Here is a 23,809-nt window from a genome sequence, read left to right on the forward strand (position 1 = left end):
CGACACCCGCGCCGCGGAACCCTGTGTTCGAACGGTGAGGGCAAGTTGCGGCGGGATCAGCACATCGAACGGGACGATGAAGGGGGCGGCGGCGCGGTGCCGCTCGCGCCGGATGCGCGCGGGCTCGACGGACTGCTGTCGCGCCCCGTGCCGCTGTGGAGCCTGGTCCTCGCCTTGCTGTTCGTGCCCGTTGCCGCGATCGGCACCGGCGCGATCGTCGATGGCTGGGAGAAGTCGGGCGCCGTCGGCCGCGTCGCGATCGCGGTGGCGCGCGTGCCCGATACGATTACCGGCATGTTCAAGAGCCCCGCACCCTATTTCGGCGGCAAATATGAGAAACTGCCGGCCGGCTTCACCCGCGATGCGGGCTTCACCGATACCGGCTATGTGCTGATCTCCCCCTTCGACCCCAACCGCGCGCGATCGGTGGTGCAACTGGTGCGCCTGTCGGACGGGGCGGTGGTGCGCGAAGTCGTGCCCGATGTCGATGCCGCCAATGCCGCCTCGCGCTTCAGGTCCGCGCTCACCGACGTGCACCGCGACAAGGATGCGGCGCGCAACCGGCTGATGCACCCGCTGCTGCTCGCCGATGGCAGCGTAGTGGTGCACGACAGCTCGCCGCTCGCCCGCTACGACGCCTGCGGCACGCTGCTCTGGTCGGTGGACGGCATCTTCAGCCATTCGACCGAGCAGGGCCCGGACGGCAGCCTGTGGGTGCCGTATCGCTATCCCGTGCCGCGCGAGCCGGGCGTGAAGGCCGACTTCTGGGACGACGCCGTCGCCCAGGTTTCGCCCGAGGGACGGCTGGTCAAGCTCGATCGTATCGCCGACATCCTCGAGCGCAACGGCCTTGCCCGGCTGTGGCGCGGCCGGCCCTATGTGCAGGATCCCTTCCATCTCAACGACATCCAGCCGGCAATGGTCGACGGACAGAAGTGGAAGAAGGGCGACCTGTTCCTCAGCCTGCGCAACCTTTCGCTTATCGCATTGTACAGGCCGAGCACGGGCAAGATCCTGTGGTGGAAGATCGGCCCGTGGCGCTTCCAGCACGACGTCAGCATCCTCGACGATCACCGCATCTCGGTGTTCGATAACAACACGCTGATGGGCTATCCGGGCGAGCGGGTGAACGGCCACAATCGGCTGCTCGTCCTCGACCTCGTCACCGGCGCCACCAGCTCGCCCTGGGACCAGGGCTTTGCCGCCAATCATATCGCCACGCGCGCCCAGGGCCGCGGCACGCCGCTGCCGGGCGGGGACGCCATGATCGAGGAGACCGAGCAAGGCCGCCTCGTCCGCATGTCGCCCGCGGGCGCGGTGCGCTGGCGCTACATCTCCGCCGATTCCGCCGAGCGGCGCATGGCCCTTAGCTGGGCACGCTATCTCGATCCCACCACCGATGGCCCGGCCATTCAAGCTACGGTGCATGCAACATGTTCGTGAACCTTCTCAGAGCCTTGTCGATAGCCCTGGCGCTCTGCGCACCACTCGCCGCCCAAGCCTATACCGGCCCGGGACTCGGCCTCGGCGCGGTCGGCGTGGCGCTGGGGCTGATCGGCTCGATCCTGCTCGCGATCGTCTCGGTCGTCTGGTACCCGCTGAAGCGGCTGGTCCGCCGCATCCGCGGGCGCGCCCGGTGATCCTGCTCTTCCTCGCCATCGTCGCGGTGCTCGAACTGGCGCGCGCGCTGCCGCTTGTCCCTGCATTTCAGGCGCTTGCCGAGTGCGGCCGGCATGCCCTGCGGCTGTTGGCCAAACGGGGTGTTTCGGAGTGGGGCAAGGAACGGGCGCTCCGTATCCTTTCAGGGCGGATGTTCGCGCGGACGGCATGGGCGGGAATGTTGCTGCTCGCAGTCGCCGCCCCTCTGCTGGCAGTGCTGGTACTGGACGCCAACTGGCCCGAAATCGGCGCCGTTCGGACGGACTGGACGGCAAAGTGGGCACTGATGCCCTTCACGCTGGGCTATGCCGTGCTGCGCTGGCAGGTGATCCCGCGTGTACAGCGGGGCTGACAAGCTCCTCCACCGCATCGCCCTGGGTTCGCCTGCGCTGCTGGAGGCCATGTTCGATATCGAGCGGGTCACCCACCGCAAACGCATGGCGGCGGTGCCGATCCAGCGCCCGGTGTTCATCGCCGGACTGGCGCGCGCAGGCACGTCGATCCTGACCCGGCTGCTCCACGCCGGCGGCGATTTCGCCGCACCGTCCTACCGCGACCTTCCGTTTCCACTTGCTCCGAACGGCTGGGGCCGGCTGGGCGGCAAGCGGCATGTCGAGGCCCGGGAACGGGGGCATGCAGACGGTTTGACCCATGATCTGGATAGTCCCGAGGCGATTGAGGAGGTTTTCTGGCGCGCGTTCGAGGGAAAACGCTACCTGCGCCGCGACGGACTGGCCCCGGTCGCACCCGATCCGGAGACGCTCGCCAACTTCCGCGACTATCTGCGCCTGGTCCTGCTGCGCCACGGCGGGAGGCGCTATCTATCGAAGAACAATAACAATATCCTGCGCCTGGAGGGGCTGGCCGCGACGTTTCGCGACGCAATACTGGTCCATCCGTTCCGCGATCCGCTGCAGCAGGCGCTGTCGCTCCTCGCACAGCACCGCCGCGCGGTCGCGCTGGCGCAGGAGGACCCGTTCCGCCAGCGCTACATGACCTGGCTGGGGCATCACGAGTTCGGCGCGGATCGCCGGCCCTTCCTGTTCGACGGGGCCCCCGGAGGCGACGAGGACGCCGAGCGCATCGAGTATTGGCTGAAGCTGTGGGACGCGGTCTATCGCGCGCTGCTCGCCTCGCCCCCGCGCGTGCAGGAGCGCCAGCTGTTCCTCGACTATGACGCGCTGTGCGCCGAGCCGCGCCGTTATGCGCCAAGGCTGGCGGTGATGGTGGAGGCGCCGATCGATTCGTCCGCGTTGCGGGCGCCGGAGCTGCGCCATGCCGATGCTGACCCGGTGCTGCTGGCGCGGGTGGCGGAGACGCATGCGCGGCTGCAGGCGCGGTTTCGGGGGCAGTTTGGCTAGGGTTCTGCGGCTTTACTCCGTCATCCCCGCGAAGGCGGGGATCCAGAGCCAAGGGCAGAGCACGCGCGGTTCGCATCAGCGAGCTCCGGAGAGCGTGCGCTTGATTGCATCATTTGTACGCGGTGACCCTGGATCCCCGCCTTCGCGGGGATGACGAAAAGGCATGGGATGGCAGGAGAAGCGGGATCCCGGCTCAAGGCCGGGATGACGAGAAGAGGAGCGGGGCCGACCAAAGTCGTACAAGCCTGTTCCCCCTCCACTATCCATGATAGCGCTAACGCAAATCGACCGGCGGCAAAGCCGGAGATCGGGGCTTGGGCTTTCACTAGTCGGAGAGGGGCCAATGAAGATCATCGCGACGCGCCGCGACATGCTGGGCGGCATCGGTGCCGGGCTGGTTACGGGCGCATTGGGCATGCCTGCCTGGGCGCAGGGCAGACGCAAGCTCGGCTATGCGATCGTGGGCCTGGGCAACTACGCGACCAACCAGATCATGCCGCGGATCAAGGACTGCGAATTCGCCGAGTTGCGCGCGCTGGTCAGCGGCACGCCGGCCAAGCTCGAGAAGTTCGGCGCGCAATACGGCATCGCGAAGACGCACCGCTACAGCTATCGGGATTACGACCGGATCAAGGACAATCCCGACATCGACCTGGTCTATGTCGTGCTGCCCAACAACATGCATGCCGAATATTCGATCCGCGCCAGCAAGGCCGGCAAGCATGTGCTGTGCGAGAAGCCGATGGCGGTCTCCGCGGCCGAATGCGAGGCGATGATCACGGCGGCGAAACAGGCCAATCGCAAGCTGATGATCGGCTATCGCTGCCATTTCGAGCCATATAATCTCCACGCAGTCTCGCTGGTGAAGTCGGGGTTCGTCGGCCGCCCGACCTTGATCACCGCCGAGCATGGCTTCTACGCCCAGCCCGGCCAGTGGCGGCTCGACCGGCCCTATTCGGGTGGCGGATCGCTGATGGACATCGGCATCTACAGCCTCAATGCCGCGCGCTACCTGGCGGGCGAGGAGCCGACCCAAATCAGCGCGATGGAATCGACCGACAAGAGCGATCCGCGCTTCGCGACGGTCGAGGACCGGATCGACTGGCAGATGCGCTTCCCCACCGGGCTGATCGCCAATTGCGTGTCGAGCTATTCCTCCGGCCACAATGCCTATCGCGTGACCGGCACCAAGGGCTGGGTGGGGATGGAGCCGGCCACACCCTATGAGGGGCATCGCATGTGGACGCGGCAGAATGGGCAGACCAGTCCAGTCGAGCTGCCGGCGCCGGCCAAGAACCAGTTCGTCGCCCAACTCGATCACTTGGCCGAAAGCGTGCTGACCGGTCTTCCCTTGCGCGCTTCGGGCGAGGAAGGACTGCGCGACATGCGGTTGATCGAGGCGATATACCGCTCGGCGCGCGAAGGCCGGACGATCAAGCTGGCATGACGGAGACGAGGATGATGATCGAGACGACGCGCCGCAGCCTGCTGGCCGGCATGGCGGTGCTGCCCTTCCTGCCGGGCGTAGCCTTTGGCGAGACAGTGGGGGGCATTACCCGCTTCGATCCGGCGCTGGATGCCCTGATCGATGTGGCGAGCCCGATCGAGGTCATCGCCAGCGGGTATAAATGGGCCGAGGGACCGGTCTGGGTGAGGAAGGGCGGCTATCTGCTCTTTTCCGATGTGCCCGCCAATATCGCGTATCGCTGGAAGGCGGGGGAGGGGGCGAGGCCGTTCCTTTCGCCCTCCGGCCTGGCCGGACCGATCCCGGCGGGCATCCGCGAGGCGGGATCGAACGGGATGGTGATCGATGGGCGTGGCGACCTGTTGATGGCCGATTCGGGGACCCGCGCGATCGCGCGGGTGGATCTGGCGACCAGGAAGAAGACGATCGTCGTCGGTGCGTTCGAGAGCAAGAAATTCAACAGCTGCAACGACCTGGCGATCGGGCGCGGCGGGTCGATCTACTTCACCGATCCGCCCTATGGGCTGGCCGAGGGGGACACGTCGCCGCTGAAGGAATTGGCGTTCAATGGCGTCTACCGCGTGAATGCGGACGGCAGCGGCGTGTCGCTGATCGACAAGAACCTCAAGCGGCCGAACGGCATCGGCGTCTCCCCGGGGCTCGACCGGCTCTATGTCAGCCAGTCCGATCCGGACGATGCGAAGATCTTCACCTGCGAACTGGCGGCGGACGGCTCGGCGCGCGGCGCACTGGTGCCGTTCGTCGATTTCTCCGCGGAAGTGGCGCGCAAGCTGCCCGGGCTGCCCGACGGGATGAAGGTGGCGAAGAGCGGGCATCTCTTCGCCAGCGGGCCGGGCGGGATCTACATCATCGCGCCCGATGGCAGGAAGCTCGGGCTGATCGCCACCGGCAAGGCGGCCGCCAATTGCTGCTTCGGCGAGGATGGGAAGACGCTGTTCATCACCTCGTCCGACATGGTGGCGAAGGTGCGGCTGAAGGCTTCGGGCTGGTAGACTTCCGTCACCCTGAACTTGTTTCAGGGTCCAATTCTCCACGGGCGATATCGCTGGTGGTGGGTGGGATGCTGAAACAAGTTCAGCATGACGATGTAATTTAGGGCGCACCCGCACTACACCGGACGCATGGCAGACGAAGAGGCGATTCCCGCGGCGACCGTGATCGTGATGCGCGAGCGGGGCGGGGTGCCCGAGTTGCTGATGGTCGAGCGTGCCGCGGCGATGGCATTTGCCGGCGGGGCATTGGTCTTTCCCGGCGGGCGGATCGATCCGGGCGATGTCGCGCTGGCCGAGCTGCAGGGCGGCGATGTCGATGAGAATGCCGCGCGGATCGCCGCGATCCGCGAGACGCTGGAGGAAGCGGGGGTCGTCGTCGGGCTGGCGCCCGCGGGCAGGATGCTGGCGATGCGCGAGCGGCTCTATGCCGGCGCGCCGATGGGCGATCTGCTCAAGGAAGCGGGCGCCGCGCTGGCGCTCGATGCGCTGGTGCCGTTCGCGCGCTGGCTGCCGCTGGGGGTGAAGCACAAGATCTTCGACACGCGCTTCTACCTTGCCCGCGCGCCCGACAATGCCGAGCCGCTGGTCGATGGCAACGAGAATGTCCGCGTCTTCTGGGCGAGCGCGCGCGCGGTGCTGGCGATGGCCGAGCGCGGCGAGGCGCATCTGATCTTCCCGACGCGGCGCAACCTCGAGCGGCTGGCGCTGTTCGCGAAGTTCGACGATGCCGTCGCCGATGCCCGCGCGCATCCGGTGCGGACGATCACCCCCTGGGTGGAGACGCGCGGCGACGTGCCGCATCTCTGCATCCCCGACGATCTCGGCTATCCGGTCACCGCGCAGCGCCTCGACGAGGCTATCCGCGCATGAGGATCGTGCGGCGGGCGATTACCGTCACGCTGGTCCTCGCGCTGCTGATCGGCGGGCTGCTGCTCGGCTACGCAGTGCTGCGCGGCCGGCCGCAGGACCTGCCCTGGACGCGGCTGGACCTCAGCCAGCCGATCGGCATGTTCACCGGGCGCAAGCTTGCCGGCCTCACCGACGACTATGCCGAATGCCGGGTGCTGCTGCGCGCGGCGGGGGTGCGCTACACCCAGTTGCCGGCGGTGGCCGGGAGCGATCCGGAGTGCGGCTATGCCGACGGGGTGCGCTTCGCATCCGGAGGGTCGCGCGGGATCGCCTATAGCCCCGCCAATCTCGGCACCTCCTGCCCGGTGGCGGCGGCGCTGTCGCTGTGGGAATGGGATATCCTGCAGCCCGCCGCGCAGAAGCATTTCGGCCAGGATATCGTCGGGATCGAGCATCTCGGCAGCTATTCGTGCCGGCGGATCTATGGTCGCAGCGCGGGCGACTGGAGCGAGCATGCCACTGCCGACGCGGTCGACATCGCTGCGTTCAGGTTGGCCGACGGGACGCGGATCAGCGTGCTCAAGGATTGGGGCGAGGGGGGCGAGAAGGCTGCGTTCCTGCGCGAGGCGCGCACGGGGGCGTGCAAGCTGTTCTCGACCGTATTGTCCCCGGATTACAACGCGGCGCACCGCGATCACCTGCACCTCGACGAGGCGGAGCGGGGAGAGATGGGGTGGCGGGCCTGCCGCTAGGCCGACCCGCCGGAAAGCATCAGTGCGAGAGCGACGCCGTGTCGACCTTCTCCACCCAGGCCGGGTAGAAGCTCGGCTGGCGGTTCGACCAGCCCGAGGCGGTCGCCGCGGCTTCGCTGATCGACTGGAGCAGCTTGCGGCGCAGGTCCGGATGGAGGTGCGGCAGCGCCGCCGCGGCGCAGAAGGCCGAGGGGAGCCAGGGGCGCACTTCGGCGCCGATCAGCCGCTCGAACAGGAAGCGGAAGGCCGAGAAGGTGGTGAGCCGGCCCTGGCCGAGATCGAAGGCGGCGATGGCGACGAGCGGCGACATGAACGGCTCGATCGAATCGAGATCGCTGTCCTCCGGCATCAGCGCGCGCACTTCGTGCAGGCGGTCATAGATGCGCGACTGGGCGCGGATGCTGGCGGCTTCGACGACGTCGCGCGACCAGCGGATCATCGCATCCTCGCGCTCAAGGCCGATGTCGAGCGAGCGGCGGATATAGCGCTGCGTCGCGGCGCTGAACCCGGCGAATTCCTTCATTTCGGCGAGCGTCATCGCGCCTTCCGCCGGTTTAGCCTTTGCTCCCATTGCTCAATACTCCCACCCCAGATCGTGACCCTCCGACACGGATACTGCGGCAATATGGTTAACGAGCCGCTGAACCCGTCGTCGTCCCCTGTTCATTATAGGAAACTATGTGATTCCGCGGCGCAACATCGATGCGATGAATTGAGGTCCTGCTTGTGCAAAACCTCAGGGACTGATGCACTTGCGCACGGATATTGCCCATTTGGGGTGCATCCGGGTCCGGGTTTGTACCGAGGCCAGGGCGGCGTTTTTGCGCACCTGCACACCCACGCACACGAAGTTCCCGGTCAAAGGTTCCCTGTTTCGCAGCCATTTTTGCAGGTCATCGGCTCGTCGCAACGGTTCGTCCCATCGACCCGCCGCGGGGGTGTACTTCGGTCCTATAGTTTGGTCATTCGCACTCAACATCTGATTGCTTCCTGACCGGGGGGTCCATGAATTTTCGTGTTCTCGCAGCGCGTTTCGCGCTGATGGCTGCTTGCATCCTGATGACTGCTGCTCCGCAGGCAGCGTCGGCCAAGGGCCGTACCTTCTGGCAGTGCGCGCCGTTCGCTCGTGAAGTCTCGGGCGTCGACATCCATGGCAATGCCTGGACCTGGTGGAACCAGGCCGCCGGCCGCTATCAGCGCGGCGAGGCACCGAAGATCGGTGCGGTCATGTCGTTCCAGCGCACGTCCAAGATGCCGCTCGGCCATGTCGCCATGGTCAGCCAGGTGGTCAGCGACCGCGAAGTCCTCCTCACCCATGCCAACTGGTCGCGTGCCGGCAGCGTCGAGCGCAACGTGCGCGCCGTCGATGTCTCGGCTGCAGGCGACTGGAGCGAAGTGAAGGTCTGGTTCGCGCCGACCGGCGGCCTCGGCACCTCGGTCTATCCGGTCAATGGCTTCATCTATTCGGGCAGCGCGCCGCGCGACTTGGACGACGACTTCAAGCCCTCGCTCGACCTCGACCTGAGCGACCTGATCGCCGACAGCAAGAACGAGACCCCCGACGCGGGCTGATCGCTTCGACAGCGCTGAAGGAGAGGGCCCGGCGATTGTCCGGGCCTTTTCGTATTTGGAAGTAGGGCGGGTTACGCCTTCGGCACGAACGCCAGCGCGGCGCCGTTCATGCAGTAGCGCTTGCCGGTAGGCCTGGGCCCGTCGTCGAAGACATGGCCGAGATGCCCGCCGCAGCGGCGGCATAGCGTTTCGGTGCGGCTCATTCCCAGCGTGTAGTCCGACTTGCCCAGCACGGCGTTCGGCAGGGGCTGCCAGAAGCTCGGCCAGCCGGTGCCGCTGTCGAACTTGGTCGACGAGGCGAACAGCGGCAGCGCGCAGCCGGCGCAGGTGAAGGTGCCGGCGCGGTGCTCGTTGTTGAGCGGGCTGGTGAAGGCGCGCTCGGTCGCACCGCGGCGGAGCACCTGATAGGCGAGCGGGCTGAGCCGCTTCTTCCATTCGGCGTCGCTGAGCGTGAACTCGAACTTCTGCGCGGCTGCGGCGGGCGCGCCGCCACAAGCAGCAGTGAAGGCGCCGAGGCCGGCGACGGCGAGAAAGGTGCGGCGGTTGGTTTCCATGGGGGGAATGTGGGGTGACGACACACCGGCGTCCAGCCCCACGCCGTCATCCCGGCGAAAGCCGGGACCCAGGGTCACTGAGCGACGTCTTGCTTGGCTCTGGGTCCCGGCTTTCGCCGGGATGACGATAAGGCATCAATAGTGGCTCAGCTCCGCCGGCATCTTCTTGTAGCCGTGCACGAAGCAGGCCGCGACGCGCTCGGGCTCGCGCAGCACGTTCACGCGCAGGCGGCGCTTGGCCATCTCTTCCATCAATATGCCGATCTGCAGCTCGGCCAAGCGCGCGCCGACGCAGCGGTGGATGCCGTGGCCGAAGGCGAGGTGGCGGCGGGCATTCTCGCGATCGACGATGATCTTGTCGGCATCCGGGAACACGCTCTCGTCGCGATTGGCCGAGAGATACCAGAGCGCCAGCTTGTCGCCCTCACGGATCTTGTGGCCCTCCAGTTCGGTATCCTGGGTCGCGGTGCGGCGCATATGGGCGAGCGGGGTCTGCCAGCGGATGATGTCCTGCGTGGCGTTGGCGATCAGGCCCGGATCGGCCTCGAGCTTGGCGCGCTGGTCGGGGAACAGCTCGAGCCCCCAGGCATAGGCGCTCATCGAGTTGCGCGTGGTGTCGTTGCCGCCGACGATCAGCAGGATCAGGTTCCCGAGGAACTCATATTGGTCCATCTCGGCCATCGCATCCGAATGGATCATCATCGAGATCAGGTCGGGCGTGGATTCCTTGCCGACCTTGCTCTGCCAGAGATTGCCGAAATAGGCGGCGCATTCGAACAGGATCTCGCGGCGCTGCTGCTTGCGCACCGGATCCTTGGCGATCTCGATATCGCCGGCCCAATCGGACCAGTGGGTGAGCAGGCGGCGGTCTTCCCAGGGGAAGTCGAACAGGATCGCCAGCATCTGGGTGGTCAGCTCGATCGAAACCTGGTCGACCCAGTCGAACTCCTGCCCGATGGGCAGCGAATCGAGGATCTCGGTGGTGCGCGTGCGGATATTCTCGCTCATCCGCACCATCTCGCTCGGCGTGAAGGCGGGGGCGACGGTGCGGCGCTGGCCGGTGTGCTTGGGCCGGTCCATCGCGATGAACATCGGCATCTTGATGTCGCCTTCCTGCAGGTCGGCAATGGTGATGCCGCCGGCTTGCGACGAGAAGAGATCGGGGAGCGATTCGACCTGGACGATCGGCTTGTAAGTCGAGACCGACCAAAAGGGGCCGAAGGCGCTGTGCGCGTTGTAATGGACGCCGCCCTTTTCGCGCAGTTCGCGGAAGGGGGCGTGCCAGGTATCGTCGCGGTACAGCTCGGGCCGGCTGACGTCGAGCGGATCGACCGCGCCATCGGTTTCGGTCGCAAGCGTAGCCATGCTGCCTCTCCTTTTATGGGAGGAGGGAATACCTAATTGACAGTTGTGTCAATAGTGGAGGCCGGGGGCGACTGGCATCCGTAATCGTCATCCCCGCGAAGGCGGGGATCCAGAGTGGCGGAGCGACGCCCTTTGTGACCCTGGATCCCCGCCTTCGCGGGGATGACGGTGGGGAGGAGGCTTGCTCCCCAGCCAGTCCTCAGGCGGCGGCCGTCTCGATCTTCGCCCGGCGCTTGGGACTGCCCGACTTGAGCACGCCGCGGCGGAACCAGCGGGCGCCCAGCGTGATGATGATCGTCACCCACAGCACCTGCCAGGCAAGCGCGAGCAAATGCGGCCAGATCGCCGGCGAGCTGCCCGCCAGCCCGATCATCGCGAAGGGCGAGCTGAACGGGAAAAGCTGGGCCGCAGTGGCGATCCAGCTGTCCGGCCGAGTCGCCGCACCCAGTGCCAGGCCGAACATCATCATCTGGAAGATGGTGATCGGCAGCGACAGCATCTGCAGCTCGCGCTGCGTTGAAGTCTGCGCGCCGATGCTGAGGAACACCGCGCCGAGCAGCATGTACGCCATGGTGAAATAGGCGATGAACAGCACGGCATAGACCGGCGCGCCGATCACCGCGACCAGGCTGGGGAAGCTGCCGGCGATCTCGGCGGGCAGCAGCTGGGTCGCGTTGATGATGATCGTCGCCCAGAACAGCACGAACAGGACTGCGGCGCCGAACATGCCGATCAGCTTGCCGAAGAACACGCTTTCCAGCGGCACGGCGGCGGCAAGGATCTCGATCACCTTGTTCGATCGCTCCTCGGCCATGGTGCCGACCGCCTGGCCCGACAGGAACAGGGTGATGAAGAACATCGCGAACACGCCGATCGAGGCGGCCTGGCCGCGCCCGCCCGGCGACGCCTGGCCGCGCTTCACCACGGTCTGGGTGACGGTGCTCAGGGGCGCGCTGCCGCCCAGCTTCTGGGCACGCAGGCTCTGCTCGGCGAGCTGCGAGAGGAACTGCGCCTCGCTCCAGCCGCGCCGGGCGTAGAGGACATCGGGCTTGTCGAGCGGACCGTAGAGGACGGCGGCGGCGTCGAACTTGTCATTGTCGAAAAAGGCGCGGGCCTGCGCCGCCGGATCGCCGGTCGGCGCTTCGATGGTCAGGGGCGGCGGGGTCAGGTCGCCCTTTTTCGGGAAGAGCTTGCGCAGCTGCTTGTCGGTGGCGAGCAGCACGGGTGCCTGTTCGGCCGGCGCGATCACCACCATCTTCATCTGCGAATCGTCGCCGACGATCGACTGGGCGCCGATCCCGCCGACGGTGCCGAAGGCGATCATCAGCACGGGCGCGAGCAGGAAGAGCAGGAAAGTGGGCGTGAAAACCGTAGCGGTGAAATCGCGGCGGGCGACGGTGAGCGCCTGGCGCAAGGTGCGCGCGAAACTGCTCATGCGGCCTGCTCCCGATCCTGGTCCTTCAAGGCGTCTTCGCCGACGATCTTCACGAACGCGTCGTGCAGCCCGGGCCGCTCGATCGACAGGCCCGAGACCCCGTAGCCGCCATCGATAAGCTTGACGAGCAGCGCCTCGATGCCGTCCGCCGGCAAGGTGAAGCGCCAGCCATCGCCTTCGCGCCGGGCATCGGCGGGGAGCAGGCTGGCCGCACCCTCGACATTATGGTGCGGCGTGTAATGCGCCTTCATCGGCAGCGTGGCGCGGGCCTCGTTGACCGTGCCTTCGAAGCGGACCTTGCCGCCGGCGATGATCGACAGCCGGTCGCACAGGCGCTCGGCATGGGCCATGACGTGGGTGGAGAACAGGATCGTCGCGCCGCGATCGCGCTGGGCGAGGATCAGCGCCTCGAGCTTCTCCTGGTTGACCGGATCGAGGCCGGAGAAAGGCTCGTCGAGAACGAGCAGGTCGGGTTCGTGGACGACCGAGCCGAGCAACTGGACGAGCTGGGCCATGCCCTTGGAAAGCTTGCGGATCTTCTCGTCCTTGGCATGGCCGAGGCCGGCATTGTCGAGCAGCGTATCGGCGCGCTTGCGGCCGACCGACCAAGGCAGCCCGCGCAGCGCACCCATGAAGGCGATCGCCTCGCGGCACTTCATGTTGGGATAGAGGCCGCGCTCCTCGGGCAGGTAGCCGACCTGGTCGCTGGCGTCGCGCGGATGCGACTGGCCGAGCATCGAGCGCTCGCCGCCATCGGGCTCGATGATGCCGAGCAGCATGCGCAGCGTCGTGGTCTTGCCGGCGCCGTTGGGGCCGAGCACGCCGTAGATCAGCCCCTTGGGCACGGCGATGTCGACGCCGTCGACGACGCGTCTTTCCCCGAAATATTTGACCAGCCCCCGGGCGCTTACGGCCAATTCGCTCGTCAAAATGGAATCCCTCCGTTGTCGCAACCGTGGTAGCGGGTCCGCGTGACGCAGCACAAGGCACTGGAAGCACTAATAAAGGCCAAAGCGGCCGAAATCGGTTTCGCCGATTGCGGAATCGCGCGCGCCGATGCCGCGCCCAAGACCGCCGAACGGCTGCGGCAATGGCTGGAGGAGGGGCGCCACGGCTCGATGATCTGGATGGAGGAGCGCGCGCATCACCGCGAGCGGCCCGCCGGATTGTGGCCCGAGGTGCGCTCGGTCATCTCGCTGGGGATGAGCTATGCGCCGCGCACCGATCCGCTCGCGCTGGCCGGGGAGGGGGAGATCGGGCGGATTTCGGTCTATGCCCAGGGCCAGGACTATCACGACGTCATCAAGCGTCGGCTGAAGGAACTGGCGCGCTGGCTGGTCACGCAAGCGCCCGGCGCGGACGTGAAGGTGTTCGTCGACACCGCGCCCGTGATGGAGAAGCCGCTGGCCGAGGCGGCGGGGCTCGGCTGGCAGGGCAAGCACACCAATTTGGTCAGCCGCTCGCACGGCAGCTGGCTGTTCCTGGGGGCGATCTACACGACCCTGGAACTGGCGCCGGACGGCGCGGTGCGCTCGACCTGCGGGAGCTGCGACGCGTGCCAGGTGGCGTGCCCGACCGATGCCTTCCCGGCGCCCTACCGCCTCGATGCGCGGCGCTGCATCTCGTATCTGACGATCGAGCACAAGGGCCCGATCCCGCACGAATTCCGCGAAGGGATCGGCAACCGCATCTATGGCTGTGACGACTGCCTGGCGGTATGCCCGTGGAACAAGTTCGCCCATGCGGCGCAGGCCAATATGGCGTTCGTGCCGCGTGCCGAGCTGACCGCGCCGGCGCTGGGCGACTTGCTCGCGCTCGACGATGCGGGGTTTCGCGAGGTGTTCTCGGGCTCGCCGATCAAGCGGATCGGGCGCGACCGGATGGTGCGCAATTGCTTGATCGCGGCTGGCAACAGCGGGAGTGACGCTTTGGTGGCGCCAGTGCGGGCGTTGCTGGATGATGCCGACGAAACGGTGCGCGAGGCGGCGGAATGGGCTTTGGCGCGGCTCGTTCCCAGGGATCGCTGACGCGCGGGCACGAGTCAGCGGGAAAGTGGCCCGGCCGCGCGCATCGTCGATAGGCGTGCTTGCTGCTTCTGCAGATCAGGCACACCCAAAAGCGTGCGCAGGCTGTCGGGGATCAGCGCGGTATCATAAGGCTCCATGGTCGGGCCCGTCTCTTTCGCGCTGGTATATTGCGTTCCGTAAATCTGCTTCTGGCCGATTTTCTGCAGATAGCGATCCAGCGTCGCAGAGGCGATCCAGCTCGCTTCGGACTTGCCCTTCGCCATCGCTGCCAGGGCCAGGCTGTGGGCGAGCAGATAATCCTCCGCGGCCAGGCCATGCTGGTAAACGAATGCCGCGCCATAAAAGTCCTGCGCGGTGGTCAGCAGTCCCTGATCCAGCAACTGGCGCACCCTGGCACGGCGCTGCTGGTCCTCGGCGATCATCCGCGTCAGCAACGCCTTGTCCTTCAGCTGTTCGGGCTTGAGGCTGGAACGTGCGGCCTGATCGGCCTTGAACAGCGCCGCCATCTCGGCATTGTCCTGCTGCGCGTGATCCGCAAAGGGCGGAACAGGCGTGGTGCCTGCCGTTGCAAGCGACAACCCGAGCGCCAACAAATGCCACATTGCCATAACCGCTCTCCCTGACCCTATTCGACTACAGTTGTAGTCGAATAGGGTCAAGCGGTCGGAGCGTCAGCGGTGCGCGCCGAGCGCCGCCACGCAACTTGCCTCGTCGATCGGGCGGCCGTCGCGCTGGCGGGCGTCGATATGGGTGACCACTGCCTCGCCGTTGCGCTGCGGATAGAGATAGGCGTCGAGCACGCAGATCGGCCCGGCGAACTGGAGCTTGCGCGCGGTGCCTTCGCTCATGTCGAGCTGCGGCTTGCCGAACTGCGCGATCAAGCGCGGGCCGGTGATGCCGTGGAGCGCGGTCAGGTTGGCAGGCAGCGGCGCGCTCGGCGCGGGGCGCTGGCTGGGCACCGGCACATAGCCGGCGCGCGGCGGCGGAATAGCACCTTCGCCGCAAGCGCCTAGCGCCAAGGCTGTGATTATGATGAGTTTCTTCATGACGCCCGCCTTCCGCGATGGAATGCGTGGGTGGCCATGGCGGCTCCGAGCACCGGGGCGATCAGGTTCAAAATCGGGACGAGGAACAGTCCGGTGCCCACCGCGCCGAGCGCGAAACGGCTGAGGTTGGTCCGCCGGCGCCAGCCGCGCAGCTGGCCCTGCTGCATGTGCCGCGCCGCGACCATGTCGCCGAGGTCGCGGCCGAGCAGCCAGCTGTTGACCAGGAAGAACGCCACGGCGGTGCCGACGCCGGTGACCAGCAGGATCAGATAGAGCGGCGAGAACAGCAGGTTGATGCCGATCAGCCGCAGCGCCGAGCCGAGGCCCATCGCCACCGAGCGGCCGAACGGCACGTCGCGCGCCTGGGCATGGGCGGCGGGATAGTATTTCCTCTCGACCGCGGCGACCACCTCGTCGGCGAACACTCCCACCACGCCAACGGCGATGGCGCGGAACATCAGCCAGTGCGCGAGGATCACCAGCACGATCGTGGCGATGTCCGCAAAGGTCTCCGACCCGCTCCAGCCGCCGAGCCAGGCCGCCATCCACGCCGACAGCGCGTGCATGCCGAACCACAGCCCGACGCTCACCGCGGCGAACAGAACCAGGGTGACCAGGATAGACTTGACGAAGACCGCCAGGACGGGCCGGTCGAAGAGCTGGCCCAGCGACAGGAAGAAGGCGTGAATCATTGCGCTATCCTTTGCCCATCTCTACGGCGTCCGCGCAATCTATTTGGAGCATCCGTTTGACCAGCCCCACCTATGACGTCGTCGCCATCGGCAACGCGATCGTCGATATCCTTGCCCAGGCCGAGGACAGCTTCATCGAGGAGATCGGTGTCGCCAAGGGTTCGATGCAGCTGATGTTCTCGCCCGAAGAGGCGGACGCGCTCTATGACAAGATGGGCCCGGGCCGCGAGGTTTCGGGCGGCTCGGCCAGCAATACCGTGGCCGGTATCGCCGCGCTGGGCGGCAAGGCCGCTTTCATCGGCCAGGTCGCCGACGACCAGCTCGGCGCTGTCTTCGCGCACGACCTGCGCGCCGCCGGCGTCCATTTCGACACCGCGGTGCGTGCCGGCCAGCCGACCACCGCGCGCTGCCTGATCTTCGTCACCCCCGACGGCCAGCGCACGATGAACACCTTCCTCGGCGCCTCGCAGTTCCTGCCGGCCTCGGCGCTGGACGAGACGCTGATCGCCAATGGCGCGATCCTGTATCTCGAAGGCTATCTCTGGGATCCGGAAGAGCCGCGCGCCGCGATGCGCAAGGCGATCGACATCGCCCGCGCCAATGGCCGCAAGGTCGCCTTCACCCTGTCCGACGTCTTCTGCATCTCGCGCCATGGCGACGATTTCCGCAAGCTGATCGCGGACGGGCTGATCGACATCCTGTTCGCCAATGAGAATGAGCTGCTTGCCTTGTGCGGCAAGGACGATTTCGAGGCGGCGGTGCAGCACGTCCATGGCCAGGTACCGGTGCTCGTCGTCACCCGCAGCGAGCAGGGCGCGATGGCGCTGGTCGGCACCGACCGCGTCGAAGTGCCGGCCGAGCCGATCGCCAAGCTGGTCGACACCACCGGCGCCGGCGACATGTTCGCCGCGGGCTTCCTCCACGGCCAGGCCCAGGGCCGCTCGGTGCGGGACTCGCTGCGCCTGGGTGCGATCGCCGCGGCCGAGATCATCCAGCATTATGGCGCCCGCGCCGAGGTCAACCTGAAGGAACTGGCGGAAGCGAAGCTGGGGTGAGCATCGAAATCCTCCCCCAGCAAGCTGGGGGAGGAATTGACAAAGAAGAAGGGCCGGAGGATCGCTCCTCCGGCCCTTTTCTTTTGCTCTGAAGCCTAGCCTCAGCGGGTGCCGGGCACCGGCGGCTCGAGGTCGTCATAGGCTTCGGGCTCATGCACTTCGTCATGGCCCAGGCCGACATGGCTGCGCGAGCGGCTATAGCCGAAATAGACGGCCAGGCCGATCGCCGCCCAGATCAGGAAGAGGATGATGCTCTTGTGATCGAGGCTGATGAACAGATAGGCGCAGCCCAGGATCGCGAGCGGTGCGGTGAGGTAGATGAACGGCGTCTTGAATGGACGCTTGCGGGTCGGATCGGTCTTGCGGATCACCATCACGGCGATCGACACTGCGGCGAAGGCGAACAGCGTGCCCGAGTTGGAGATGTTGGCGAGCTGGCCGACCGGGAAGAACGCCGCGAACAGCGCCACCGCGACGCCGGTGATGATCGTGATCACGTGCGGCGTGTTGTAGGTCGGGTGGATCTTCGAGAAGGCGGCGGGGAGCAGGCCGTCGCGGCTCATCACGAAGAAGATGCGGGTCTGGCCGAACATCATCATCAGGATGACCGAAGGCAGCGCCAGGCCGGCGGCGAGGCCGAGCAAATTGCCGATCTGCGGCCAGCCGATTTCACGCAGCGTAAACGCCAGCGCTTCCTTCGAGCAGACCACGTCCTTGAAGCCCTGCGCCGCGCGGGTGGCGCACTGCGCTGCCAGCTCGCGGCTGCCCGGATCGAGGGCGATGCCGCCCGCGCCGGTGACCGGCTGGGTGCTGAGGCCCGGGGCGCCGATCACGCCGGCGGCGACGAGCAGGTAGAAGATGGTGCAGATGCCGAGGCTGCCGATCAGACCGATCGGCATGTTGCGCTGGGGATTCTTGGTTTCCTCGGCCGCGGTGGAGACCGCGTCGAAGCCGACATAGGCGAAGAAGATCGACGCCGCCGCCATCGACACGCCGACAAAGCCGGTCGGTGCGAAGGGCGAGAATTGCGCACTGTTCATCACCGGCACCGCCAGGATGATGAACAGGGTGAGCGCGGCGACCTTGATGGTGACCAGGATGGCGTTGACCGTGGCGCTCTCCTTGGTGCCGATGACCAGCAGCCAGGTGACGAGCGCGGCGATCAGCATCGCCGGCAAGTTGATCACGCCGCCGTCGAAGGGCCCTGCGACCAGCATGTCGGGTATGTTTATCCCGAAGCTGTGCTCGATCAGGCCGATGACATAGCCCGACCAGCCGACCGACACCGCGCCCGCGGCAACGGCATATTCGAGGATCAGCGCCCAGCCGACCATCCAGGCGATCAGCTCGCCCATCACGGCATAGCTATAGGTATAGGCGGAGCCGGAGACCGGCACCATCGCCGCCATTTCGGCATAGCAGAGCGCGGCAAAGGCGCAGACCACGCCGGCGATGATGAAGCTCACCATCATGCCCGGCCCGGCCTTCTGCGCCGCTTCCGCGGTCAGCACGAAGATGCCGGTGCCGATGACGGCGCCGATGCCCAGCATGGTGAGCTGGAACGCGCCCAGCGATCGATGCAGCGATTTCTTTTCGGCTGTCGCCAAAATGGCATCGAGGGATTTTACACGCCCGAATATCATTGGATGGTCCCCTTAGCGGCGGTTTGTCCGCCGCCCCCGTTCTTGATGAAAGGCGCGAGCCTAGCCGCAAAACCGGGGGAGGCAATGCTTTAGTGGCGGAAAGCACAGCTTTGACGCGCGAAAGCGGCGAGTCGTGGGGGGCGGGCTTGCATGAAGTTGCGGAGCATTGACGGGGAGGGCGGTATTTCCCCCTGTCTTTCCCCGGCGAAGGCCGAGGCCCAGTCGTGAAAGTCACGTGCCTTGGCGAGTCTTCGCTGCGCACTGCCTGGCCTGGACCCCGGCCTTCGCCGGGGAAAAGCGAGGAAAGGATGCTCCTCAGCGCGCCAGCATCGGTCCCAGCGGCTTGCCGGCAAAGACATGGACATGCAGGTGCGGCACTTCCTGGTGCGCGTCCATGCCCGTGTTGGCGAGCAGTCGGTAGCCCGGCTCGACGAACCCCGCCTCGCGTGCCACCTGGCCTGCCGCGCGGACGAAACCGGCGATCTCCGCCTCGCTCGCCTTGGCCGAGAAATCGTCCCACGACACGTACGGTCCCTTGGGAATCACAAGGATATGGTGCGGCGCCTGGGGGTTGATGTCGTGGAAGGCGAGGGCGAATTCGTTCTCGAAGACCTTCTTCGACGGGATCTCGCCGCGGAGGATCTTCGCGAAGATGTTCTGGTCGTCATAGGGCTGGGTGGCGTCGATGGGCATTGCTGTCTCCCTTTTCCGCTCCAATAGCAGACCGTCATCCCGGCGAAAGCCGGGACCCAGAGCCAAGAGCGATGCGGCAGAGAAACTCTGGGCCCCGGCTTTCGCCGGGGTGACGGCTAGGTTGAACGGCTCGCCTTTTCGTCGATTCCCGAAACCCCCTCGCGCCGCGCCAGCTCGGCGCGGACGTCGTCCAGGCTGAGGCCGGCATCGGCGAGCAGTATGATCAGGTGGAAGACCAGGTCGGCGGCTTCCTTCGTCAGCTCCTCGCGGTCGTCCTGGATCGCGGCGATCACCGTCTCGGTGGCTTCCTCGCCCACCTTCTGCGCGATCTTGGCGCGGCCGCGAGCGGTGAGCTTCGCGACATAGGAGCTGTCCGGGCTCGCGGTGCGGCGGGCGCGGATGGTCTGTTCGAGGGTGTCGAGCGTGTCGGCCATGGCTCCCCGGCTGTAGGAGCCGGGTCCCCCTGTCAATCCTGGGCTGTCAATCCTTGGGTGCAGCCTTGCGGAAGCGGGCGCGCAGCTGGCGGCGGACGAACCAGATGCCGCCGGCGGCGCAGGCGGCGAGCGCGAGGTCCGAAAGCTCGGGCATCGAGCGGCTGCCGGCACGGCCGGTGTGCGGCGGCTCGTCGGCGGCGAGTGCCGGGATCGCGGCGAGCAGGGCCAGGGGAAGCAGGGCGTTGCGCATGGGGCGGAGCCTAGCCGCAAATCCCCCGACAAAATGTTAATTCGGGTTCACGGCGTCCATGATCGTGATGGGCTTGCCCGGCGACGCGCCTACGCTCGAATCGGTGACGAGGATCGTTGTGCCGGACACGAGAGCGGCCTTCACCGCTTCGTAGAAGCCGCGCGGCATCCGAACCCGGTTGCGCGTCGCCTCGTCGAGCGTGCGGCCGGCATCCTCGCTATGGCCGGGCAGGCCGACATAGACCCAATTGTTCCCGCCATCGGCGCCGCGGGTGAGCGTGATGACATGTGAGCCGGGATCATCGTCCGCGATCTGCGCGGCGCTGCGGCCGATCTCGACGCCGCCGCGCAGCACGACGATGCGCTGGTCACTTTTCGACACGATGATGGTGAGCGGCCCCTTGGGTGCGCGCTCGGGCTGCCAGCGATATTCCTGACCCTCAAGCGGCTCGATCGTGGCCGGCTTGCCCTTGGCATCAAGCGGGGCGAGCAGGCTGGCCTCGGTGGTGTTGATATGATCGGCGGCATTGCCCTCCACCACCACGGTCACGCCCAGGCTGGTCTCGGCGAACAGCGCCTGGGCGAAGCTGTAGGGCAGGTGCACGCAGCCATGGCTCTCAGGGTATCCGGGGAGCCCGCCGGCATGGAGCGCGATCCCGTCCCAGGTGAGCCGCTGGGTGAAGGGCATCGGGGCCGAGTTGTACTTGCTCGAACGGTGCTTCGCGTCCTTCTGGAGCACGGTGAACACGCCGGTGGGGGTCTCGTGCCCCGGCTTGCCCGAGGAGACGGTGCTGACTGCGATGCGCACGCCGTTGCGATAGACGGTGGCGCGCTGGGAAGAGAGATCGACATAGACGAGGATCGGGCCGGCGGGGGCGACTTCGGGTGCCCATACCCATTCTCCGGGCTTGAGCTGATCGACTTCGCGGGCGAACTCGACCGGCGAGCTGGACTTGGCGCCCTGGGCGAGCGCGGAGGGAATGAGCGCGATCGATAGCGCAGTCGTGATGGCGAGCTTCAACACGAGCGGATCTCCTCCGGGTGAGAGGCTAGACTAGGGCGGCGATGTTAAGCGCGCGTTGCGCTGCGCACCGGGATGCCCGCCGCCGCCAGCGCAGCATGCGCGTCGGCGATGCTGGCCTCGCCGAAATGGAAGATCGAGGCGGCGAGCACGGCGCTGGCATGGCCCTGCACCACGCCTTCGACCAGGTGCCGGAGGTTGCCGACGCCGCCGCTCGCGACCACGGGCACGGTCACCTGGTCGGCAATCGTGCGGATCAGCTCGAGGTCATAGCCGTCGCGGGTGCCGTCGCGGTCCATCGAAGTGATCAGCAACTCGCCGGCGCCGAGATGGGCGAGGGCGAGGGCGTGGGTGACCGCATCGATCCCGGTCGGCTTGCGGCCGCCGTGCGTAAAGACTTCCCAGCGGCCCTCTGCGGTGCGGCGCGCATCGACCGAGGCGACGACGCACTGGCTGCCCATCTTCTCGGCGATCTCGGCGACGACTTCGGGGCGGGTGACGGCAGCGGAATTGACCGCAACCTTGTCGGCGCCGGCGAGGAGCAGCGCGCGGGCATCCTCGACGCTGCGCACGCCGCCACCGACGGTAAGCGGCATGAAGCACACCTCTGCGGTGCGCCGGACGACGTCGAGGATCGTGCCGCGCGCCTCGTGGCTGGCAGTGATGTCGAGGAAGCAGAGCTCGTCGGCGCCGGCGGCGTCATAGGCGCGGGCCTGCTCGACGGGATCGCCGGCATCGATCAGGTCGACGAAGTTGACGCCCTTGACCACGCGGCCGTTGGCGACGTCGAGGCAGGGGATGACGCGGGCACGGACGGTCATATCTCAGGCCCCTCCAAACTTGTCCCCCTTCCGCTTGCGGGAGGGGTTAGGGGAGGGGCTGTCGGCGAGATCGGCGCCATCGTTTCAGGCCCTCCCCCGACCCCTCCCGCAAGCGGAAGGGGAGCGATTGTGGCGAGGCTTTCCCTCATGCCCGTCCCATCTCGATCGCCCATTTGAGGTCGAGGCGGCCGTCATACAGCGCGCGGCCGGTGATCACGCCTTCGACTCCGTCGGCGACATGGGGGCGCAGCGCATGGATGTCGGCGATGTCGGTGACGCCGCCGCTGGCGATGACGGGGATCGAGACGGCGCGGGCGAGCGCGACGGTCGCCTCGACATTGCAGCCCTTGAGCAGGCCGTCGCGGCCGACATCGGTGAACAGAAGCGCGGCGACGCCGGCATCCTCGAAGCGGCGGGCGAGATCGACCACGGCGACGTCCGAGACATCGGCCCAGCCGCGCGTCGCGACCAGCCCGTCGCGCGCGTCGACGGCGACGACGATGCGGCCGGGATTGTCGCGGGCTGCTTCGCGGACGAGCTCGGGGTTCTCCAGCGCGGCGGTGCCGATCACCACGCGCTTCACGCCGAGGTCGAGCCAGCGCTCGATCGATTCGCGAGTACGAATACCGCCGCCGAGCTGGATGTTGCCGCCGAAGCTCTCGAGGATCGACGCCACCGCGACGCCGTTGACCGATTCGCCGGCAAAGGCGCCGTCGAGATCGACGACGTGCAGCCATTCCGAGCCTGCCTGGGCGAAGATCTCGGCCTGGGCAGCGGGATTGTCGCCGTACACGGTGGCGCGGTCCATATCGCCTTCGGCCAGGCGGACGACCTGGCCGCCCTTGAGGTCGATCGCGGGGAAGATGATCAGGGGCGCCATTGCAGGAATCTCTCGACCAGCGCGATGCCGTAGCGCTGGCTCTTTTCGGGGTGGAACTGGACGCCGATCATGTTGTCGCGGCCGATCGCCGCGGTGACCGGGCCGCCATGGTCGGTGGTGGCGAGCACGTTTTCGCCGGTGAAGGCGAAGCTGTGCAGGAAATAGGCCTCGCCCGCCTCGATCAGCGGGTGCCGGGCGGCTGGGACGACGTCGTTCCAGCCCATGTGCGGCACATGGACGTCGGGCTTTGCCGGGATCTCGCGGACGACGCCCTTGATCCAGCCGAGCCCGGGATGCGTGCCCATCTCCTCGCCCGCGTCGGCCATCAGCTGCATGCCGACACAGACGCCGAGGAACGACGCGCCCTGCTGGCGGACGCGGGTGTTCAGCGCCTCGACCATGCCGGGGATGACGCGCAGCCCCGCTGCGCAGGCACCGTACGCGCCGACGCCGGGCAGGACGATCCGGTCCGCCTTGAGCACCACCTCGGGGTCGGCGGTCACCGCGATGTCCGCCGCGCCCGCCGCCTTCAGCGCGTTGTGCACGGAGTAGAGATTGCCCGCGCCGTAATCGATCAGCGCGATGCCACTCACAACACCCCCTTGGTGGAGGGGATCACGTCCGCCTTGCGCGGGTCGATCTCGACCGCTTCGCGCAGCGCCCGGGCCAGGCCCTTGAACGCGGCTTCGGCGATGTGGTGGTTGTTGCTGCCGTAGAGCGTTTCGACATGCAGCGTCACGCCCGCGGTCTGTGCGAACGAGTGGAACCAGTGCTCGAACATCTCGGTGTCCATCTCGCCGAGGCGCTTTTGCGAGAATTCGGTCTTCCAGACGAGGAAGGGGCGGCCCGAAATGTCGATTGCGACGCGGGTCAGCGTCTCGTCCATCGGCGAGAGCGCGTCGGCATAGCGCCGGATGCCCTTCTTGTCGCCCAGCGCCTGGGCAATGGCCTCGCCGATCGCCAGGCCCGTGTCCTCCACCGTGTGGTGCTGGTCGATATGGAGGTCGCCCACCGTCTTCACGCCGAGATCGATCAGCGAATGGCGGCTGAGCTGCTCGAGCATGTGATCGAAGAAGCCGATCCCCGTCGACACGGCATAGGCGCCGGTGCCGTCCAAGTTGACGGTGACATCGACGGCGGTCTCGCTCGTCTTGCGGCTCACGGTGGCGGTGCGCATGCGCCCCACATAACGATGGTTGGCGCGCATGCAATCTTGACGGTGC

At 67.0% G+C, this 23,809-nt stretch carries 28 protein-coding genes; 11 read left to right on the top strand and 17 right to left on the bottom strand.

The genetic code is table 11. The annotated features are described in order from the left end of the window. The first annotated feature begins 45 nt into the window (after positions 1-45). From AC1RPL_RS11160 to AC1RPL_RS11195, 8 genes are all read left to right on the top strand, one after another. Positions 46-1,443, top strand: a complete 1,398-nt coding sequence (locus AC1RPL_RS11160) for an arylsulfotransferase family protein (RefSeq protein WP_493069375.1) — start codon at positions 46-48, stop codon at positions 1,441-1,443. A gap of 14 nt (positions 1,444-1,457) precedes the next feature. After that, on the top strand, positions 1,458-1,640 hold the full coding sequence (locus AC1RPL_RS11165) for a hypothetical protein (protein WP_493069376.1): 183 nt from the start codon (positions 1,458-1,460) through the stop codon (positions 1,638-1,640). Then, positions 1,637-2,011 (top strand): hypothetical protein, encoded by a 375-nt coding sequence (locus AC1RPL_RS11170; protein ID WP_493069377.1) that lies wholly within the window; start codon positions 1,637-1,639, stop codon positions 2,009-2,011. The genes AC1RPL_RS11165 and AC1RPL_RS11170 overlap by 4 nt, the downstream gene beginning before the upstream one ends. Next, positions 1,995-3,020 carry a sulfotransferase gene (locus AC1RPL_RS11175; RefSeq protein ID WP_493069378.1) on the top strand — a complete coding sequence of 342 codons (1,026 nt, stop codon included), beginning with the start codon at positions 1,995-1,997 and terminating at the stop codon, positions 3,018-3,020. The genes AC1RPL_RS11170 and AC1RPL_RS11175 overlap by 17 nt, the downstream gene beginning before the upstream one ends. 343 nt (positions 3,021-3,363) lie before the next feature. Further along, entirely contained in the window at positions 3,364-4,467 is a 1,104-nt protein-coding gene (locus tag AC1RPL_RS11180; RefSeq protein ID WP_493069379.1) for a Gfo/Idh/MocA family protein, read from the top strand. Next, on the top strand, positions 4,464-5,498 hold the full coding sequence (locus AC1RPL_RS11185; RefSeq protein WP_493069380.1) for an SMP-30/gluconolactonase/LRE family protein: 1,035 nt from the start codon (positions 4,464-4,466) through the stop codon (positions 5,496-5,498). Before AC1RPL_RS11180 ends, AC1RPL_RS11185 begins: the two co-directional genes overlap by 4 nt. A gap of 129 nt (positions 5,499-5,627) precedes the next feature. Further along, positions 5,628-6,368 carry an NUDIX hydrolase gene (locus AC1RPL_RS11190; protein ID WP_493069381.1) on the top strand — a complete coding sequence of 247 codons (741 nt, stop codon included), beginning with the start codon at positions 5,628-5,630 and terminating at the stop codon, positions 6,366-6,368. Beyond that, positions 6,365-7,099, top strand: coding sequence for an extensin-like domain-containing protein (locus AC1RPL_RS11195; protein ID WP_493069382.1), 735 nt, complete (start codon positions 6,365-6,367; stop codon positions 7,097-7,099). The genes AC1RPL_RS11190 and AC1RPL_RS11195 overlap by 4 nt, the downstream gene beginning before the upstream one ends. A 19-nt stretch (positions 7,100-7,118) precedes the next feature. Here AC1RPL_RS11195 and AC1RPL_RS11200 read toward each other — a convergent pair whose 3' ends face one another. Continuing rightward, the gene (locus AC1RPL_RS11200; RefSeq protein WP_493069383.1) at positions 7,119-7,670 is read right to left on the bottom strand and encodes a hypothetical protein; all 552 of its coding nucleotides are present in this window, start codon (positions 7,668-7,670) and stop codon (positions 7,119-7,121) included. 434 nt (positions 7,671-8,104) lie between these two features. Between AC1RPL_RS11200 and AC1RPL_RS11205 the strand changes: the two genes are divergently transcribed. Then, positions 8,105-8,671: a CHAP domain-containing protein gene (locus AC1RPL_RS11205; protein ID WP_493069384.1), complete on the top strand. Its 567-nt coding sequence runs from the start codon at positions 8,105-8,107 to the stop codon at positions 8,669-8,671. A gap of 71 nt (positions 8,672-8,742) precedes the next feature. On the opposite strand, the gene msrB is transcribed toward AC1RPL_RS11205, so the two are convergent. The 4 genes from msrB to AC1RPL_RS11225 form a co-directional block, all read right to left on the bottom strand. Then, on the bottom strand, positions 8,743-9,225 hold the full coding sequence (gene msrB, locus AC1RPL_RS11210; protein WP_493069385.1) for a peptide-methionine (R)-S-oxide reductase MsrB: 483 nt from the start codon (positions 9,223-9,225) through the stop codon (positions 8,743-8,745). A gap of 135 nt (positions 9,226-9,360) precedes the next feature. Next, positions 9,361-10,590 (bottom strand): cytochrome P450, encoded by a 1,230-nt coding sequence (locus tag AC1RPL_RS11215; RefSeq protein WP_493069386.1) that lies wholly within the window; start codon positions 10,588-10,590, stop codon positions 9,361-9,363. Between the two features lie 199 nt (positions 10,591-10,789). After that, positions 10,790-12,025: an ABC transporter permease gene (locus AC1RPL_RS11220; RefSeq protein ID WP_493069387.1), complete on the bottom strand. Its 1,236-nt coding sequence runs from the start codon at positions 12,023-12,025 to the stop codon at positions 10,790-10,792. Further along, positions 12,022-12,942: an ABC transporter ATP-binding protein gene (locus tag AC1RPL_RS11225; protein WP_493069388.1), complete on the bottom strand. Its 921-nt coding sequence runs from the start codon at positions 12,940-12,942 to the stop codon at positions 12,022-12,024. Before AC1RPL_RS11225 ends, AC1RPL_RS11220 begins: the two co-directional genes overlap by 4 nt. Before the next feature lie 54 nt (positions 12,943-12,996). On the opposite strand from AC1RPL_RS11225, the gene queG reads away from it, so the two are divergent. Further along, positions 12,997-14,052, top strand: a complete 1,056-nt coding sequence (gene queG, locus AC1RPL_RS11230; RefSeq protein ID WP_493069389.1) for a tRNA epoxyqueuosine(34) reductase QueG — start codon at positions 12,997-12,999, stop codon at positions 14,050-14,052. 14 nt (positions 14,053-14,066) lie between these two features. Here the strand turns inward: queG and AC1RPL_RS11235 are convergent, their stop codons facing one another. From AC1RPL_RS11235 to AC1RPL_RS11245, 3 genes are all read right to left on the bottom strand, one after another. Further along, positions 14,067-14,660 carry a hypothetical protein gene (locus AC1RPL_RS11235; protein ID WP_493069390.1) on the bottom strand — a complete coding sequence of 198 codons (594 nt, stop codon included), beginning with the start codon at positions 14,658-14,660 and terminating at the stop codon, positions 14,067-14,069. A gap of 63 nt (positions 14,661-14,723) precedes the next feature. Then, complete coding sequence (locus AC1RPL_RS11240) at positions 14,724-15,098, bottom strand: hypothetical protein (RefSeq protein WP_493069391.1); 375 nt, start codon at positions 15,096-15,098, stop codon at positions 14,724-14,726. Further along, entirely contained in the window at positions 15,095-15,790 is a 696-nt protein-coding gene (locus AC1RPL_RS11245) for an EI24 domain-containing protein (protein ID WP_493069392.1), read from the bottom strand. The genes AC1RPL_RS11240 and AC1RPL_RS11245 overlap by 4 nt, the downstream gene beginning before the upstream one ends. Before the next feature lie 56 nt (positions 15,791-15,846). Here AC1RPL_RS11245 and AC1RPL_RS11250 point away from each other — a divergent pair, with 56 nt between their 5' ends. Then, positions 15,847-16,845: an adenosine kinase gene (locus tag AC1RPL_RS11250; protein WP_493069393.1), complete on the top strand. Its 999-nt coding sequence runs from the start codon at positions 15,847-15,849 to the stop codon at positions 16,843-16,845. A 101-nt stretch (positions 16,846-16,946) separates the two neighbouring features. Here AC1RPL_RS11250 and AC1RPL_RS11255 read toward each other — a convergent pair whose 3' ends face one another. The 9 genes from AC1RPL_RS11255 to hisB all read right to left on the bottom strand — a co-directional run bounded on the left by AC1RPL_RS11255 (position 16,947) and on the right by hisB (position 23,763). After that, a complete protein-coding gene (locus tag AC1RPL_RS11255; protein ID WP_493069394.1) occupies positions 16,947-18,488 on the bottom strand; it encodes an amino acid permease in 1,542 nt (513 codons plus the stop codon). A gap of 315 nt (positions 18,489-18,803) precedes the next feature. Then, the gene (locus AC1RPL_RS11260; RefSeq protein WP_493069395.1) at positions 18,804-19,181 is read right to left on the bottom strand and encodes a histidine triad nucleotide-binding protein; all 378 of its coding nucleotides are present in this window, start codon (positions 19,179-19,181) and stop codon (positions 18,804-18,806) included. Positions 19,182-19,297: 116 nt separating this feature from the next. Continuing rightward, the gene (locus AC1RPL_RS11265) at positions 19,298-19,615 is read right to left on the bottom strand and encodes a phosphoribosyl-ATP diphosphatase (RefSeq protein WP_493069396.1); all 318 of its coding nucleotides are present in this window, start codon (positions 19,613-19,615) and stop codon (positions 19,298-19,300) included. Between the two features lie 46 nt (positions 19,616-19,661). Next, positions 19,662-19,865: a hypothetical protein gene (locus AC1RPL_RS11270; protein ID WP_493069397.1), complete on the bottom strand. Its 204-nt coding sequence runs from the start codon at positions 19,863-19,865 to the stop codon at positions 19,662-19,664. Between the two features lie 36 nt (positions 19,866-19,901). Further along, positions 19,902-20,885, bottom strand: a complete 984-nt coding sequence (locus tag AC1RPL_RS11275; RefSeq protein WP_493069839.1) for a L,D-transpeptidase — start codon at positions 20,883-20,885, stop codon at positions 19,902-19,904. Positions 20,886-20,932: 47 nt separating this feature from the next. Beyond that, positions 20,933-21,706 (bottom strand): imidazole glycerol phosphate synthase subunit HisF, encoded by a 774-nt coding sequence (gene hisF / locus AC1RPL_RS11280; protein WP_493069398.1) that lies wholly within the window; start codon positions 21,704-21,706, stop codon positions 20,933-20,935. A 145-nt stretch (positions 21,707-21,851) separates the two neighbouring features. Further along, positions 21,852-22,586, bottom strand: coding sequence for a 1-(5-phosphoribosyl)-5-[(5-phosphoribosylamino)methylideneamino]imidazole-4-carboxamide isomerase (gene hisA / locus AC1RPL_RS11285; RefSeq protein WP_493069399.1), 735 nt, complete (start codon positions 22,584-22,586; stop codon positions 21,852-21,854). Then, complete coding sequence (hisH, locus tag AC1RPL_RS11290) at positions 22,574-23,179, bottom strand: imidazole glycerol phosphate synthase subunit HisH (protein WP_493069400.1); 606 nt, start codon at positions 23,177-23,179, stop codon at positions 22,574-22,576. The genes hisA and hisH overlap by 13 nt, the downstream gene beginning before the upstream one ends. Beyond that, positions 23,176-23,763 (bottom strand): imidazoleglycerol-phosphate dehydratase HisB, encoded by a 588-nt coding sequence (gene hisB / locus AC1RPL_RS11295; RefSeq protein ID WP_493069401.1) that lies wholly within the window; start codon positions 23,761-23,763, stop codon positions 23,176-23,178. Before hisB ends, hisH begins: the two co-directional genes overlap by 4 nt. Positions 23,764-23,809 lie beyond the last annotated feature (46 nt).

The organism is Sphingomonas sp. GW821-FHT12D09 (assembly GCF_058807215.1).